Raw genomic sequence first — 14,602 nt, forward strand, 5'->3', positions numbered from 1 at the left:
GTCTTGCGCAATAAGGTGAGCCCCGCCTTACCCACTCCCGGGTGCTCCCTGTCGAGAAGGACCTCCTCATGACGCTCAGCCGCCGCTCGTTCGCCCTGGCCGCACTCGCCGTCCCGGCTCTCGCGTCCTGCTCCGGCGGTGAGGACCCCGCCGCGAGCTCCGGAGGCGCGGCAGCCGGCGGGGGAGCGGCCGAGGGGTCCTTCCCCGCGACCGTCACCCATCTCTACGGCGAGACCGTCGTCGAGGCCGAGCCCACTCGCATCGTCACCGTCTCCTGGGTCAACGGCGACTCCGTGCTCGCCCTGGGCGTGGTCCCGGTGGGCCTGCCGGTGGTCACCTGGGGCGGCAACGACAACGGCTCGACCGACTGGATCGACGCGAAGCTCGAGGAGCTCGGGGCCGGGTGGGACAGCGAGAACGCGCCCACCCAGTACGACGAGACCGACGGTCTGAACCTCGACGAGATGGCCGCGCTCACCCCGGACCTCATCGTCGCCGCCTACTCCGGCATCACCGAGGAGGAGTACGAGCAGCTGAGCAAGATCGCGCCCACCATCGGCCCGATCGCCGCGAACTACACCACCTCCTGGCAGGAGGCCGTCACCGCGATCGGCACCGCCACCGGCCGCGGCGAGGACGCCGAGGCGCTGATCAGCGGGATCGAGGGGGACCTGGCCGCCGTCGGCGAGGAGAACCCCGCCATCGCCGAGAGCACCTTCATCGCCGGGAACCTGGGCCTGGCGGACAACTCGATCGCATTCTACGTGGGCGAGGACACCCGGCCCCGGTTCTTCACCGCGATCGGCATGACCCAGGCCGAGGTGGTCGCCGAGAACAGCTCGGCGGCGGAGAACTTCTACGTGGAGTGGTCCGCCGAGAGGGCGGACGAGCTGGACTCGGACATCTTCTACACCTGGGCCGAGGCCGGCACCACCGTCGAGGACTACCAGGCCAACGGCCTGTTCGCGCAGATCCCCGCCGTCGCCGCGGGCGGCGTGGTGCTCACCGACGACGACCACCTCACGCTCTCCATCTCCGCCGCGAGCGCTCTCAGCCTCCCCTGGGCGATCGAGAACTTCGTGCCCTCGGTTATCGAGGTCGCGGACAGCGTCGCGGGCTGACCGGCGCACAGTGCGACGGTCCACGGCGCTCGCGATCACGCTGGGCCTGCTGGCCCTCGCGCTCGCGAGCCTCCTCTCCCTCATGGTCGGCGCCCGCACGGTCACGCCGTCGGCCGTGTGGACGGCGCTGACCGACTACGACGCCGGTCTCGCCGACCACGTCGTGATCCACGCGCGCCTGGAGCGGACCGTCGCCGGGATCGCCGTCGGCGCGGCGCTGGCCGTGGCCGGCGCCGCCATGCAGGGGATGACCCGCAACCCGCTCGCCGATCCCGGAATCCTCGGGATCAACGCCGGTGCCACCACCGCCGTCGTGATCGGGGTGTTCGTCGCCGACATCTCCCGGGTCCCGCAGTACATGGTGCTCGCCCTGATCGGCGCCGCCATCGGCACCGCCGCGGTCTACGCCGTCGCCTCGATGGGCACGGAGGGGGCGACGCCGGTCAAGCTGGCGCTGGCCGGTGCGGCGCTCACCGCGGGCCTGGGCTCCCTCGTCAACGCCCTGGTGATGCTCGACGACTCGACGATGGACCGGCTGCGGTTCTGGCAGGTCGGCACGCTCGGGGCGCGCACCCTGTCCGACATCGGCACGGTGGCCGCGCTGATGGGGGTCGGCGTGGTCATCATCGTGCTGGCGACCGGGCTGCTCAACGCCCTCGCCCTCGGCGACGACGCCGCGGTGGGCCTCGGGGTGGACGTGGGCCGGGCCCGCGTGCTGCTCGGGCTCGCGATCATCCTGCTGTGCGGCGCCGCCGTCGCGCTCGCCGGACCGATCGGCTTCCTGGGCCTGGTGGTCCCGCACGCCGCCCGGCTTGTCGTCGGCGGCGACTACCGCCGGATCGTGCCGCTGTGCCTGCTGGGCGGACCGGTGCTGATCCTGGTGGCGGACACCGTGGGCCGGGTGATCTCCCCGCCCGCGGAGGTGCAGGTGGGCGTGATGACCGCGCTGATCGGCGTGCCCGTCTTCATCGTCCTGATCCGGACCCGACGGCAGGTGGGACTGTGAGCGCCCCCCTCCGCGACCCCCGCGCCCGGCGCACCCTGCTCGCCCTGGGGCTGCTGGGCCTGCTCGTGCTGGGCCTGGTCCTCGTGCGGGTGCTGGTGGGCACCCCGATGGTCTACCTCGACCAGGCGCTGCGCGTGATCGGCGGCGAGGAGATCCCCGGGATCTCCTTCATCGTCATGGACAACCGCCTGCCCACCGCCGTGGTCGCGGTGCTCGCGGGGATCGCCTTCGGACTCTCCGGCACCGTCTTCCAGACCCTGCTGCGCAACCCCCTGGCCAGCCCCGATGTGATCGGCGTGACGCTCGGCGCCTCCGCCGGCGCGGTGATCGCGATGGCGTACTTCCAGGCCGACGGCAGGGCGCTGTTCTGGTGCGCCCTGCTGGGCGGTCTGCTCACGGCGCTGCTGCTCCTGGCCGTGGCCGGCGCCGGGCGCACCGGGGGAGCGGTCGACAACCGCTTCGTGCTGGTGGGCATCGGCCTCGCCGCCGGGCTCAGCGCCGTCATCTCCTACCTCCTGACCCGGCTGGACATGCAGACCGCCGGCGATGCCATGCACTGGCTGGTGGGCTCGCTCTCGGGGGCCACCTGGGAGCGGGCGGCGGTCCTCGCCATCGCGCTGCTCGTCCTGGCGCCGGCCCTGGCCCTGCTGGTGACGCGGCTGCGGATCCTCCAGCTCGGCGACGAGGCCGCCACCAGCCTCGGACTGGCCGTGCCCCGCACCCGGATCTCCCTGATCATGGTGGCGGTGACGCTGTGCGCCCTGACGGTCGCCGTCACCGGTCCGCTGTCCTTCGTGGCCTTCCTGTCCGGGCCGATCGCGCGCGGCATCGTGGGCCGCCCCAGCTTCCCCGTGGCGGCCGCGGTCGGCGCCGCGATCGTGCTGGCCGCCGACGTCGTGGGCCAGAACCTGCTGCCTGCCGCGGCGCTGCCGGCCGGCGTCGTCTCCGGAGCCCTCGGCGCCCCGATCCTGCTGTGGATCCTCACCCGTCCCTCGACCTCCACCACCGGAAGGTGACCGCGCCCCATGGCCGTGATCGATGCGAAGCACCTGACCCTGGCGTACGACCGCCGGGAGATCGTCCACGACCTCAGCCTCACCCTGCCCGAGGGGCGGATCACGATCATCGTGGGCGCCAACGGCAGCGGGAAGTCCACGCTGCTGCGCGGGCTCTCCCGGCTGCTGCCGCCGCGGGGCGGGTCGGTGCTCCTGGACGGGCGGGACCTCCATGCGCTGCGCGGCAAGGAGCTCGCCCGCCGCCTGGGCCTGCTTCCCCAGACGCCGGTCGCGCCCGACGGCGTCAGCGTCCGCGAGCTGGTCTCCCGCGGTCGCTTCCCCCACCAGGGCCTCATCCCCCAGTGGAGCGAGGACGACGAGCGTGCGGTGGCCCGGGCCCTGGCCGCCACCCGCACCGACGCGCTCCAGGACCGCCTGCTCGAGGAGCTCTCCGGCGGGCAGCGCCAGCGGGTCTGGATCGCCATGGCGCTCGCCCAGGAGACCGACGTGCTGCTGCTGGACGAGCCCACCACCTATCTCGACGTCACCCACCAGCTCGAGGTGCTCGACGTGGTCCGCGACCTCAACCGCGAGCGCGGCACCACCGTCGGCATCGTCCTGCACGACCTCAACCTCGCCGCCCGCTATGCCGATCACCTGGTCGCCGTCCGGGACGGCGAGATCCACTCCGAGGGCACCCCGGCGCAGGTCATCACCGAGCAGATGGCCCACGAGGTCTTCGCCCTGCGCGCCCTCGTCGCCCCCGACCCCGTCACCGGCACCCCGATGGTGCTGCCGCTGGGTCGCGACCGCACCGCACCGACCCACCACCACGAGGAGGACCCCATGTCCACCACGGCCCAGAGCGCCGCCGTGCTCGTCCCGGCGCTCGAGCACAGCGCCATGCTCGCCTTCGACCTCGCCGTCGTCGCCCGTGAGGCGCTGGGCCCGTCCCTGGTGCGCCTCACCCTCGCCGGCGAGGAGCTCGCGCACTTCGGCACCGGCTCGCATCCGCTGGACCTGCGGATCAAGCTGATCATCCCCGGTCCCCGGAACACCGCTGACCACTTCGCGGCCGTCCGCCCCGGGGCCCTCCTCGACCCGGAGAGCCACGGCGAGTGGTACCGCAGCTGGCTGCAGATCGATCCCGCGGACCGCGGCTGGATGCGCACCTACACCGTGCGCGCCCAGCGCGCCGCGGGTCATCCCGGCAATGTCTCGGAGCATCCCGAGATCGACGTGGACTTCGTGCTGCACCTCGAGGAGGACCAGGTGCCCGGGCACGGCGTCGCCGCACGTTGGGCGCACGGGGCGCAGGTCGGCGACCGGATCACCATGCTGGGCCCGAACCGGGCGCTGGTGGGCCCCGAGTACGGCGGCATCGAGTTCCGCCCCGGCACCGCGCGGACGGTGCTGCTGGTGGGCGACGAGACGGCGGTGCCCGCCCTCGGCTCGATCCTCGAGGCCCTGCCGCCGACGATCAGCGGCCACGCCCTGCTCGAGGTCCCCGAGGCCGGCGACGCGCAGGACCTGCTGACCCGCTCCGGGGTGCAGGTGACCTGGCTGGCGCGTGAGGGCCGCCCCCACGGCGAGCTGCTGGACGCGGCCGTGCGGCGCCTGATGAGCGAGAACGCCCAGGCGTTCCGGTCGACCGCGGCGGAGTCCGGCGCCGCGGAGGGCGAGCTCGAGGACGTCGACATCGACGAGACCATCCTGTGGGAGACCACCACCGGTCACGGCACCTTCTACGCGTGGCTGGCGGGCGAGGCGGGGGTCATCAAGGCTCTGCGCCGCCACCTGGTCAGCGAGCTGGGCCTGGACCGCCAGCAAGTCTCCTTCATGGGGTACTGGCGCGCCGGGCGGCCCGAGAACTGAGGACCCGCTGCCGGGCCGGAGGCCGTGGGAGGATCCCGCGGCCGGCTCCCCGCCCGTGGCAGGATTGCTCGATGCCCCGGCGCCGGACGGCGGGGCACGACCCTCGACCCCGAGAGAATGAGGTGCCCGCGCGTGAAGGCGATCAGCGTCAAGAAGGCGGCGACGATGCTGTCGCTGTGGCCGGCGGCCGTGAACCTGCTGTCCGTGGTGGCGGTGCTGGTCGTGGCCGCGTCCGCGGGATCCCCGGCGGCGATCCTCGCGCCGCTGGTCCCGCTGGCGATCATCCTCTGGCGCCAGCGCCGCACCCTGCGCCGCCGGCCCAAGGGCGTGGGCGGCCTGGGCCGCTACGCGACCAGCCGCTTCCTGCTCATCGCCGCCGCCGGCGCCCAGCTGCTCCTCTCCGGGAGCGCCGGAGCGCTCGGGATCATCGCCTGCGCGGCCGCGCTGGTGGTGCTCGTCGCGGAGCCGATCCTCCGCGCCACCAACGGTGTGGCCGTCCCCTACGCGGCGGGCTTCCCCGGTCACGAGGCCCGACGCCGCGCCCGCTTCCGCTACGGCTGGATCTTCCCGCTCGACGTGCTCGCGCTGACCGCGCTGCTGCTGGCGGTCCTCGCCCCGGTCCCGCTGCTGGTGGCGAGCCTGCTGCTCTCCCTGCTCGCGGCCGCTCTGGCGGTGGGCGCGGGGCTCGACATCATCGGGCGGATCCGCGCCCGACGCGCCTTCCAGGCCCGCCTCGAGGAGCACCTGACCGCGCTCGGGCCCGTGTTCTACGTGTACTGGGACGCCCCGGCGCGCTCGGCCTTCCAGGTCTCCATGTGGCTGCCCTACCTCGAACGCCTCGGGGTGCCGTTCGTGCTGGTGGTGCGCTCGGTGGCCACCTTCCGCCAGCTCGCGGCCGTGACCGAGCAGCCACTGGTGCTGCGCCGGTCGCTCAGCGACCTGGACGCGCTCATGGTGCCCTCGGTCCGCGGCGTGTTCTACGTCAACAACTCGATGCGCAACAACCACATGGTGCGCTACTCGGCGCTGACCCACATCCAGCTGCTGCACGGCGAGTCGGACAAGGCCTCGAGCGCCACCCCGATCATCAAGATGTACGACCGCGACTTCGTCGCCGGCCAGGCCGCCATCGACCGCTTCGAGACCTTCGACGTGCCGATGCCCGCGGACATCTTCCGCATCGTCGGCCGCCCCCAGGTGGAGGACGTCGAGGGGGAGCGCGGCGCGATCGGCGCGCTCGAGGAGCCGAGCGTCCTGTACGCGCCCACCTGGCTGGGCTACCAGGAGGAGACCAACTACTCCTCGCTGCCGGCCGGGCCGTCGATCGTGCGGGCGCTGCTGGACCGCGGCTGCCGGGTGGTTTTCCGGCCCCACCCCTACAGCTCCCGGTCCCCGGAGCTGCGGGCGGCCTGCCGGGAGATCCGCGAGATGCTCGCGGACGATGCCGCCGCCACCGGTCGCGAGCACCTCTTCGGCGCGGTGGCTGAGAAGGAGATGAGCGTCGTGGACTGCTTCAACGCGGCCGACGCCATGATCTCCGACGTCTCCGCCGTGGTGGGGGACTTCCTGCACTCGGGCAAGCCGCTGGCGATGGTCTCCCCGCGCACCGGCGCCGAGGAGTTCGTCGCGACGTTCCCCATGGCCCGCGCCGCCTACGTGCTCGTCGCCGAGGACGGGGCGGTGACGAATCTCCAGGAGGGGCTGACTGCCCTGCTCGCCTCCGACCCGCGCCGCGAGGAGCGGCTGCGGTGGGCCACCTACTACCTCGGCGACATCCCGCGCGACGGGTACGCGGAGCGCTTCGTGCAGGTCGCGCGGCAGGAGCTGGGTCTGGATCCGGTCCCGACGAGGGACCCCGCGGAGACCGGCCGGGAGGCCTCGCCGGAGGTCGCCCCGGAGCGCACGCCCTGATCCCGAGCCGCCCAGCGCCCCTCCCGGGAGCGCGGGGCGGCGATGCTACGCTTCGCGTCATTGTCCGCTACGGCCGTCGTACTGCACCGGGGCGGAGCGGCCCCGCGGGGGTCGATGGGACCCCGCAGCGATGGCCGAGAATGTCGAGGTCCCCGAGGAATGACACCCCAGGTCACCGTGATCGTTCCGGTCTACAACTCCGTGAACTACGTGCGTGAGTCGATCAACTCCGCCCGGGAGCAGACCATCGCGCCGGAGGAGGTCGAGATCCTCGCGGTCGACGACGGCTCCACCGACGGCAGCGACGCCGTGCTCGCCGAGCTCGCGGCGCAGGACCCGCGGATCACGGTCCTGACCCAGGAGAACTCCGGCACCCCGGGCGGAGCCCGCAACCCGGCCATCGACCGGGCCACGGGGGAGTTCCTCTTCTTCCTCGACTCCGACGACGTGCTCACCCCCGATGCGCTGCGCAGCATGGTCACCACCGCCCAGCAGGAGGGATCGGACGTGGTGCTGGGCAAGCTCGCCAGCATGGACGGCCGCAAGGCGCCCTCGAGCATGTTCACCAGGACGGTGCTGGACGCCGACGTCGTGCGGGACAAGATCTTCAACACCCTGGGGCCCACCAAGCTGATCCGTCGGGAGCTCGTCGAGCGCCTCGGCGTGCGCTTCCCCACCGATCAGAAGGTGGGGGAGGACCAGCCGTTCATAGCCGCGGTCTATCTCAGCGCCCGGAAGATCTCGGTGCTCGCGGACAAGGACTACTACCTCATCCGCCACCGCGCCGAGGGCGACAACATGACCCTCTCCCCCCGCTCCGCGGCGGACTACGTCCGGACCGCCTCCCGCTGCGCGCTGGCCATCGAGACGTACACCGAGCCGGGGGAGAAGCGCGAGCTGCTCCTGCGCCGGCCCTTCGGCTGGTCCATGAAGTCCGCGCTCTCGCCGCGCTGGCGGAAGCTCGACCGCCCCGCGCAGGAGCGGGCCGCGCAGGAGTTCCGCGAGACGATCGGCCACCTGTACACGCCCACGCTCCGCGCTCTCCTCGCCGAGCAGACCCGGCTCCAGCTGGACCTGCTGAGGGCCGGGGACCTCGACGGCCTGGACGCCTACATCGCCTACGCCGCGCAGAACCCTGACCGGCGGATCGTCTGGAGCGGGGGAGCGTTCCGCCTGGGCCTGCCCCCGGAGCTCGCCGCCGGGATCCCCGAGGAGCTCCGCGAGGTCTCCGCGCCGCGGATGACCACGCGCCTGGAGGACCTCCGGATCGAGGGCGGGCAGCTGCAGGTCGGCGCGAGCGTCCGCATCCCGGAGCTCGACGGGACGCCGGAGGGGCTCGGCATCCGCGCCCGCCTGCGCAGCTCCGAGCTCGTGCAGGACCTCGAGGTGACCGCCGAGGACCTCACCGCCCCCGCCACCCTCACGGCGCGCACGGGAGACCTGCGCAAGGGCGTGTGGGACCTGTTCACGGTGGTGCGCTTCGGGGAGGTCGAGACGGAGCTGCGCCTGGGCGCCGACCGTGTGGGCACCCTCGCCCCGGACGGGGTCTCGAATCTCGCCGAGGACCCCGCCGCCGGCGACCGGCTCATCGCCTACTTCACGCAGGGTCCCGGGAACCTCTCGGTGGACCGCGGTGGGATGCTCAAGCGGCACCTCGTGGGGGCCGCCTGCCTGGGCCTGACCCTCGACGAGAACGGGCGCGCGCTGATGCTGGTGCAGACCACTCGGCCACCGGCGGCCGGGGACGAGTACTTCTGCCGGCTCACCGGTGCCGTGGAGCACGGCGGCCGGCAGCTGCTGCCGAGCCTGCGGCTCGGTGACCGCCTGCTGGGCCTCCGCCTGCCCGTGACCGCACAGATGATCGGCGCCACCGTGGAGGTGAGCTCGGTGCTGGGCGGCGTGCGCGCCCCGCTGCCCGCCGCGGGGTCCGAGCACTGGCCCGCCCGCGCCGCCGGCTTCGGCCTGGTGGCCGACGACGCCGGGGTGCTCACCGTGACCGCCCCCTCGGCACGCCCCGCGGAGCGCGAGGTCGACTGGTTCACGCCCACGCGGTCGCTGCGCACCCGGGTGGTGGGCAGCCGCACCGTGGCGGCGGTGCGCTCGGCCCCGCTGCTCGGCCCCGTGCTCGAGCGCGCCGTGCGCCGCCTGCGGAGGGACCGCTCGTGAGGCCGCCGATCCCGACGTTCTGGTGGCGATGGAAGTACCCCCACCGGCTCAACTTCGGCGACGAGATCACCCCGGAGCTCGTCGAGCGACTCACCGGACGGCGCGTGACCTGGGCGAGCCCTGCGCGCTGCGACCTGGTGGGCGCCGGCTCCGTGATGCAGATGGTGCTGCGGAAGCGGGAGCGGAACCGTCCCCGCATCTGGGGCAGCGGCTTCATCAGCGCCGGGACCGTCGCGGGGGAGCCGGTGGACCTGGACGTGCTCGCTGTGCGGGGCCGATCGACGCTCGAGAGGGTGGTGCCGCCGCGAACCGGCGAGATCGCTCTCGGCGACCCCGGTCTGCTTGCGCCGATCCTCCTGGACGGCGCGGTCCGCAAGCGCTACTCGCTCGGTGTGATCCCGCACTACCGCGACGCCGCCTCACCGGTGGTGGAGCGGATGCGGCGCCTGGGCACCGAGGTGCGCGTGATCGACGTCGCCTGGACCCCGCAGGAGGTGGCCCGCGAGATCGCCGCCTGCGACGCCGTGATCTCCTCGAGCCTGCACGGGCTGATCTTCTCCGACGCCCTGGGCGTCCCCAACGCCCACATCCGCCTGGGCGACCAGCTCAAGGGCGGTCTGTACAAGTTCCACGACTACTACTCGGCGTTCTCGGTCGCGGACCGCTACCGCCAGTACGAGGAGCCGGCCGGGGGAGCCTCCAGCGCCGGGGAGGTCGTCGAGGCCGTCTGCGGCGCCTATGTCGAGCCCACGGGCCTGCGCGCCCTGCAGGAGGGGCTGGCGACGGCGGTGAGCGACCTCTGACGGGCCGACGTGGCGAGGATCGCGCCTGCTGTCCCGACCGGAGGCGCGGTCGTACCATGGAACGTCCCGCGCCGCGGGGCGCGTCCGCGCGGGGTGACCGCGGCGGCGCCGCGCCCCCGCGGGCACGGATGACGCCGAGATGTCCCCGCGGGGAGACGGGAGTGGAAGCGTGACGGACCTTCGCAGCGGACCCACCGGGTCGCCGCTCGTGCCGCCTCCGATGGAGCGCACCCTCGACCCGGCCGCGGTGAACCGCGCCGCCGAGGCCAGCGGTCTCGAGCAGATCGGCGTGCGCCCGGGCCTCCTGCGCTATCTCAAGGACCTGTGGACCCGACGCTCCTTCATCCAGGTGCTCGCCGTCTCGAAGGCCCAGGCGGAGAACCAGAACACCTATCTCGGGCAGGTGTGGGCGCTGCTCTCCCCGCTGCTGAACGCCCTGGTCTACGTCGTCATCTTCGGCTTCATCCTGCAGGTGGGCCGGGCCGGCATCGAGAACACGATCGCGTTCATCGTGGTCGGTGTGTTCATGTTCCGCTTCTTCGAGCGCTCGGTGATGGCCGGGGCGCACTCGATCAACCACAACCTCGCCCTGGTGCGCTCGGTGAAGTTCCCGCGCGCCGTGCTGCCGATCGCCGGGGTCCTCGCCGAGCTCGCGTCCCTCGGGCCGGCGCTGGTGGTGATGGTCCTGATCTCCTATCTCTCCGGCTTCCTGCCGATCGCCGGACGGGTCACGATCGACGTGTACTGGCTGCTGCTGCCCGCGGCGGTGGCCCTGCTGTGGATCTTCTCCACCGGCTGCGCCTTCCTCGTGGCCCGCTGGGTCGCGCTGACCCCGGACCTCGACAACCTCCTGCCCCACATCATGCGCGTGCTCATGTACGCCTCCGGCGTGATCTTCTCCGTGGACCGCTACCTGGGCGACTTCAGCTGGGGCTGGATCGTGGAGTACCAGCCGGTCGCGGTGTACCTCTACCTGGTGCGCTCCTCGATCCTCGACGAGCCCGCCTATCCGCCGGACCTGTCGATGTGGCTGCTGGGCATCGGCTGGGCGGCGCTGTTCGTGATCGCCGGGTTCCTGGTGTTCTGGCGCGGAGAGGAGCGCTACGGTCGTGACTGATATCGAGGAGGTCGACTTCGAGGTCGACCAGGAGGACCTGGACGCCGCGCCCGTGCCGGCCGGCTCCGGCACCGGGGGGCTGAGCCTGCTGGTCAACGACCTGCACGTCACCTATCGGGTGTTCGGCGCGAAGAAGGTGGGGCACGGCCCCGGGCGCAAGCAGGGCACCATCGGGCGCCTGCTGAGCCGCGGGGCCCGCCAGCCCGCGGTCCGCGAGGTCAAGGCGATCCGGGGCATCAGCTTCGCCGCCGACCACGGCGAGTCCATCGGCATCATCGGGGTCAACGGCTCCGGGAAGTCGACCCTCCTGCGGGCGATCGCGGGGCTCATCCCCCCGGCGTCCGGCACCGTGCACGTGGCGAGCAGCCCGGCCCTGCTGGGCGTCAACGCGGTGCTCATGAAGGACCTCACCGGCGAGCGCAACATCATGATCGGCTCCCTCGCGATGGGGCTGACGAAGGCGGAGGTCAAGCAGCGCTACCAGGAGATCGTCGACTTCGCCGAGATCGGCGACTTCGTGAACCTGCCGATGAAGGCGTACTCCTCCGGCATGGGCGCGAGGCTGCGGTTCGCGATCTCCGCCTCCACGGTGCCGGACATCCTCATGATCGACGAGGCGCTCGCCACGGGCGACGCGGGATTCCGCGCCAAGAGCAAGGCGAAGATGGCCGAGATCCGCGAGTCCGCGGGCACGGTGTTCCTGGTCAGCCACTCGTTGGCGACGATCAAGTCCATGTGCACGCGGGTGCTGTGGGTGCACGAGGGCAAGCTGGTCATGGACGGCCCCCCGGACGTGGTGTGCGCGCGGTACAAGCGGTTCGTGGAGCAGAGCAGGAAGCGAGCGACGGCATGACCGCCCGCGGTGCCCCGCGCCGCCGCGTCGAGATCGTCGACTGCTACCGGCTGCTCGCGGCCCTCGCCGTGGTGGCCTTCCACTACCTGTACAACGGGATCAAGAACGGCAAGATCGACAGCATCGACCACTCGTCGCTGGCGGAGGTCGCCCGCTGGGGATATCTCGGCGTGGATCTGTTCTTCGTGATCAGCGGGTACGTGATCGTGGCCTCGGTCGTCGGCAAGGACGCGCGGCGCTTCGCCACCGGCCGTGCCCTGCGGCTGTACCCCGCCTTCTGGGCGGGGATGCTGATCACCACGGCCTTCGCGATGATCCTGGGCGGCGAGCGGATGGACGTGACCGGTCCGCAGTTCCTGGCGAACCTCACCATGGTCCCCAAGCTGCTGGACCAGCCGCTGATCGACGGCGTGTACTGGACGCTGCTCTACGAGCTGAGGTTCTACCTGCTGATCCTCGCGCTGGTCCTGCTGCGGCAGGGCCACCGCCTGCCGGCCCTCATGCCGGCCTGGGCGATCGGCATGTTCGTCCTCGACGTCATCGACCCGAGCATCTCCTCGGTGCTGCCCTACCTCGGCGGGTACTACCTGTGGTTCGCGGGCGGCGCCGTCATCGCGATCATCGCCCGCGACGGGTGGAGCCTCTACCGTGCCGCGGGCCTGCTGGCCGCCTACCTCCCCGCCACCGACTTCGAGCTCTCGACGAAGTCGATCCTGGCCACGGTCCTCTACCTGCTGATGCTGGCCACCCTGATCCCCGCGGTCCGGGACCTGCGGATCCCCGGCTCGGCGACGGCCGGCGCGCTCACCTACCCGCTGTACCTGCTCCATGCGCACATCGGCTACATGCTCCTGGCGACCTACGCGACCGAGCAGACGAAGTGGTTCGCCTACGGAGCGGTGACCGCCGTGGTGCTCGCGATGGCGTACGGGCTGCACCTGCTCGTCGAGCGCAATCCCGCGATGCGCCGGTTCTGGGCGTGGCTCTTCGACGCCACGCTGGGGCGCGGCGTGGACCTGCTGCAGGGAGCCGTCGACCGGGCGCTGGAGTCGGGGAGCACCCCCGGCACAGCGGGTCCGGTCATGCCGGCGCTCGCCGGGCTCCCGGCGTCCTCGGCCGCGGCGTCGGAAGCCATCGGGATGGAGCCGTCGCTCGCTCCTGCACCCCGGACCGAGAAGGAGCCCGCCGGCCGCCGCTGAGGAGCGGGGCCGACGGGCTCGGTGGGGCAGGCGGGATCACTGCCGCACGACGATGTTCTCCGAGTCGATGAATCGGCCGACGGGCGAGGACAGCGTGTAGATGACCTGCGCGACGTGCTCGGGCTGCATGATCGTGGAGGGGTCCTCCTCGGGTGCCAGCGTGCGGCGCAGCGCGGTCGCCGTCCGGCCGGGGGAGAGGCAGACCACGCGCGTGCCGTAGATCGCGAGCTCCTCGCGCATCACCTGGCTCATGTTGATCACGGCCGCCTTCGAGGCGGAGTAGGTGAGCCAGCCCGAGCGTCCGTTGATGCCCGCGGTGGAGGCGATGTTCACGATCAGCTCGAAGCGGTTGCCGCGGTTCAGCAGCGTCTTGACGATGGTGAACGGCGCGTAGAGGTTCACGCTCATCGTCTTCTCGAAGTCGGCCATCTTCACCTGCTGGAGCGGCACGGGGTTGGTGTACCCGGCATTGTTGACCAGGATGTCGATGGACCCGACCTCGTCGTGAGCGCTCTTGACGGCCTTCTTCAGCGCCTCGCGGTCGCCGACGTCGACCCGCACCGGGACCACCTTGCGGCCGATCGGGAGCTGGGCCTCCAGCTCCGCGACCGCCGCGTCGAAGTCCTCGGACTCGCGGGCGAACATCACCACGGTCGTGATCTCGTCGTGCTGGAGGATGAAGCGGCGCACGGTCTCGAGTCCGATCCCGCGGGAGGCGCCGGTCACCAGGGCAGTCTTACTCATCGTCGTCCTCCTCGGGCCGCAGGAGGAACCCTGCCATCTTCAGATCCGTGCTGGTGGTCACCTTGAAGTTCTCGTCGGAGCCGTCGACGAAGTGGACGGGGAACCCGCTGTCGGCGACCAGGGTCGCGTCCTCGGTGTACTCGATCCCCTCGGCGCGCGCCCGGTCGTGGGACTGCTGGAGGGCGGGCTTCGAGAACTTCTGCGGGAGCTGGACGTTGCGCAGCCGGTCCCGCTCCAGGGAGCCGGTGACGGCCGCGGTCTCCGGGTCCACCGGAGCCACGGTGAAGGAGATCTTCGACATCAGCGAGACGTTCTCGTGCTCGGAGTCGATCAGGCGCTGGAAGTCCGTGGTGCGCACCAGCGGGCGTGCCGACTCGTGGATGATCACGTCCTCGTTCGTGCAGTGCGGGATCATCGCCGCGACCGAGGAGTGGCGGGAGTGGCCCGCCTCGACGAGGGTGACGGGGGTCGAGATCGCGTAGGCCTCGAGGACCTCCTCGATCTGCGTCCTCCAGTGGGGAGGGTAGTTCACGACGATCTGCGAGATCTGCTCGACCCGGTCCGCGGTGACGAGCGCGTAGACGAGGATCGGGATGCCGCGGAGCTTGAGGAGCTGCTTGGGCTGATCCGCCCCGGTGCGACTGCCTATCCCACCGTTGAGGAGGATGAGTGAGTACATGGAGGACTTCCTTCGTGCGGGGCGCGGCGCCGCGGTCCCAGGGCCGAGCCCTGGTCCGGGGCGCCGCTTCCGTCGAGTTCACCGGGACGTCATCTGCGTGTCCCGCGCCGTTCACTCTACAAGTCGACTCCGG

At 71.9% G+C, this 14,602-nt stretch carries 12 protein-coding genes; 10 read left to right on the forward strand and 2 right to left on the reverse strand.

The genetic code is table 11. The features are described from left to right. The first annotated feature begins 68 nt into the window (after positions 1-68). From CXH06_RS02150 to CXH06_RS02195, 10 genes are all read left to right on the forward strand, one after another. A complete protein-coding gene (locus CXH06_RS02150) occupies positions 69-1,121 on the forward strand; it encodes an ABC transporter substrate-binding protein (protein ID WP_114853521.1) in 1,053 nt (350 codons plus the stop codon). Positions 1,122-1,131: 10 nt separating this feature from the next. After that, entirely contained in the window at positions 1,132-2,127 is a 996-nt protein-coding gene (locus tag CXH06_RS02155) for an iron ABC transporter permease (RefSeq protein WP_114853522.1), read from the forward strand. Further along, positions 2,124-3,143, forward strand: a complete 1,020-nt coding sequence (locus CXH06_RS02160; protein WP_114853523.1) for an iron chelate uptake ABC transporter family permease subunit — start codon at positions 2,124-2,126, stop codon at positions 3,141-3,143. Before CXH06_RS02155 ends, CXH06_RS02160 begins: the two co-directional genes overlap by 4 nt. 9 nt (positions 3,144-3,152) lie before the next feature. Continuing rightward, positions 3,153-4,997, forward strand: coding sequence for an SIP domain-containing protein (locus CXH06_RS02165; RefSeq protein ID WP_114853524.1), 1,845 nt, complete (start codon positions 3,153-3,155; stop codon positions 4,995-4,997). Between the two features lie 132 nt (positions 4,998-5,129). Next, a complete protein-coding gene (locus tag CXH06_RS02170) occupies positions 5,130-6,908 on the forward strand; it encodes a CDP-glycerol glycerophosphotransferase family protein (protein ID WP_114853525.1) in 1,779 nt (592 codons plus the stop codon). Between the two features lie 159 nt (positions 6,909-7,067). Then, positions 7,068-9,074 carry a glycosyltransferase family 2 protein gene (locus CXH06_RS02175; protein WP_114853526.1) on the forward strand — a complete coding sequence of 669 codons (2,007 nt, stop codon included), beginning with the start codon at positions 7,068-7,070 and terminating at the stop codon, positions 9,072-9,074. After that, entirely contained in the window at positions 9,071-9,877 is an 807-nt protein-coding gene (locus tag CXH06_RS02180) for a polysaccharide pyruvyl transferase family protein (RefSeq protein WP_114853527.1), read from the forward strand. Before CXH06_RS02175 ends, CXH06_RS02180 begins: the two co-directional genes overlap by 4 nt. Before the next feature lie 169 nt (positions 9,878-10,046). Then, positions 10,047-10,994 carry an ABC transporter permease gene (locus tag CXH06_RS02185; protein WP_232820159.1) on the forward strand — a complete coding sequence of 316 codons (948 nt, stop codon included), beginning with the start codon at positions 10,047-10,049 and terminating at the stop codon, positions 10,992-10,994. Beyond that, positions 10,987-11,847: an ABC transporter ATP-binding protein gene (locus tag CXH06_RS02190; protein WP_114853528.1), complete on the forward strand. Its 861-nt coding sequence runs from the start codon at positions 10,987-10,989 to the stop codon at positions 11,845-11,847. The genes CXH06_RS02185 and CXH06_RS02190 overlap by 8 nt, the downstream gene beginning before the upstream one ends. Beyond that, entirely contained in the window at positions 11,844-13,046 is a 1,203-nt protein-coding gene (locus CXH06_RS02195; RefSeq protein ID WP_114853529.1) for an acyltransferase, read from the forward strand. Before CXH06_RS02190 ends, CXH06_RS02195 begins: the two co-directional genes overlap by 4 nt. A 36-nt stretch (positions 13,047-13,082) precedes the next feature. Here the strand turns inward: CXH06_RS02195 and CXH06_RS02200 are convergent, their stop codons facing one another. Together CXH06_RS02200 and CXH06_RS02205 are read right to left on the reverse strand one after the other, a co-directional pair. After that, a complete protein-coding gene (locus tag CXH06_RS02200) occupies positions 13,083-13,790 on the reverse strand; it encodes an SDR family NAD(P)-dependent oxidoreductase (protein ID WP_114853530.1) in 708 nt (235 codons plus the stop codon). Beyond that, positions 13,783-14,469 (reverse strand): 2-C-methyl-D-erythritol 4-phosphate cytidylyltransferase, encoded by a 687-nt coding sequence (locus CXH06_RS02205; RefSeq protein ID WP_114853531.1) that lies wholly within the window; start codon positions 14,467-14,469, stop codon positions 13,783-13,785. The genes CXH06_RS02200 and CXH06_RS02205 overlap by 8 nt, the downstream gene beginning before the upstream one ends. Positions 14,470-14,602 lie beyond the last annotated feature (133 nt).

Source organism: Brachybacterium sp. YJGR34, assembly GCF_003347015.1.
Classification (GTDB): domain Bacteria; phylum Actinomycetota; class Actinomycetes; order Actinomycetales; family Dermabacteraceae; genus Brachybacterium.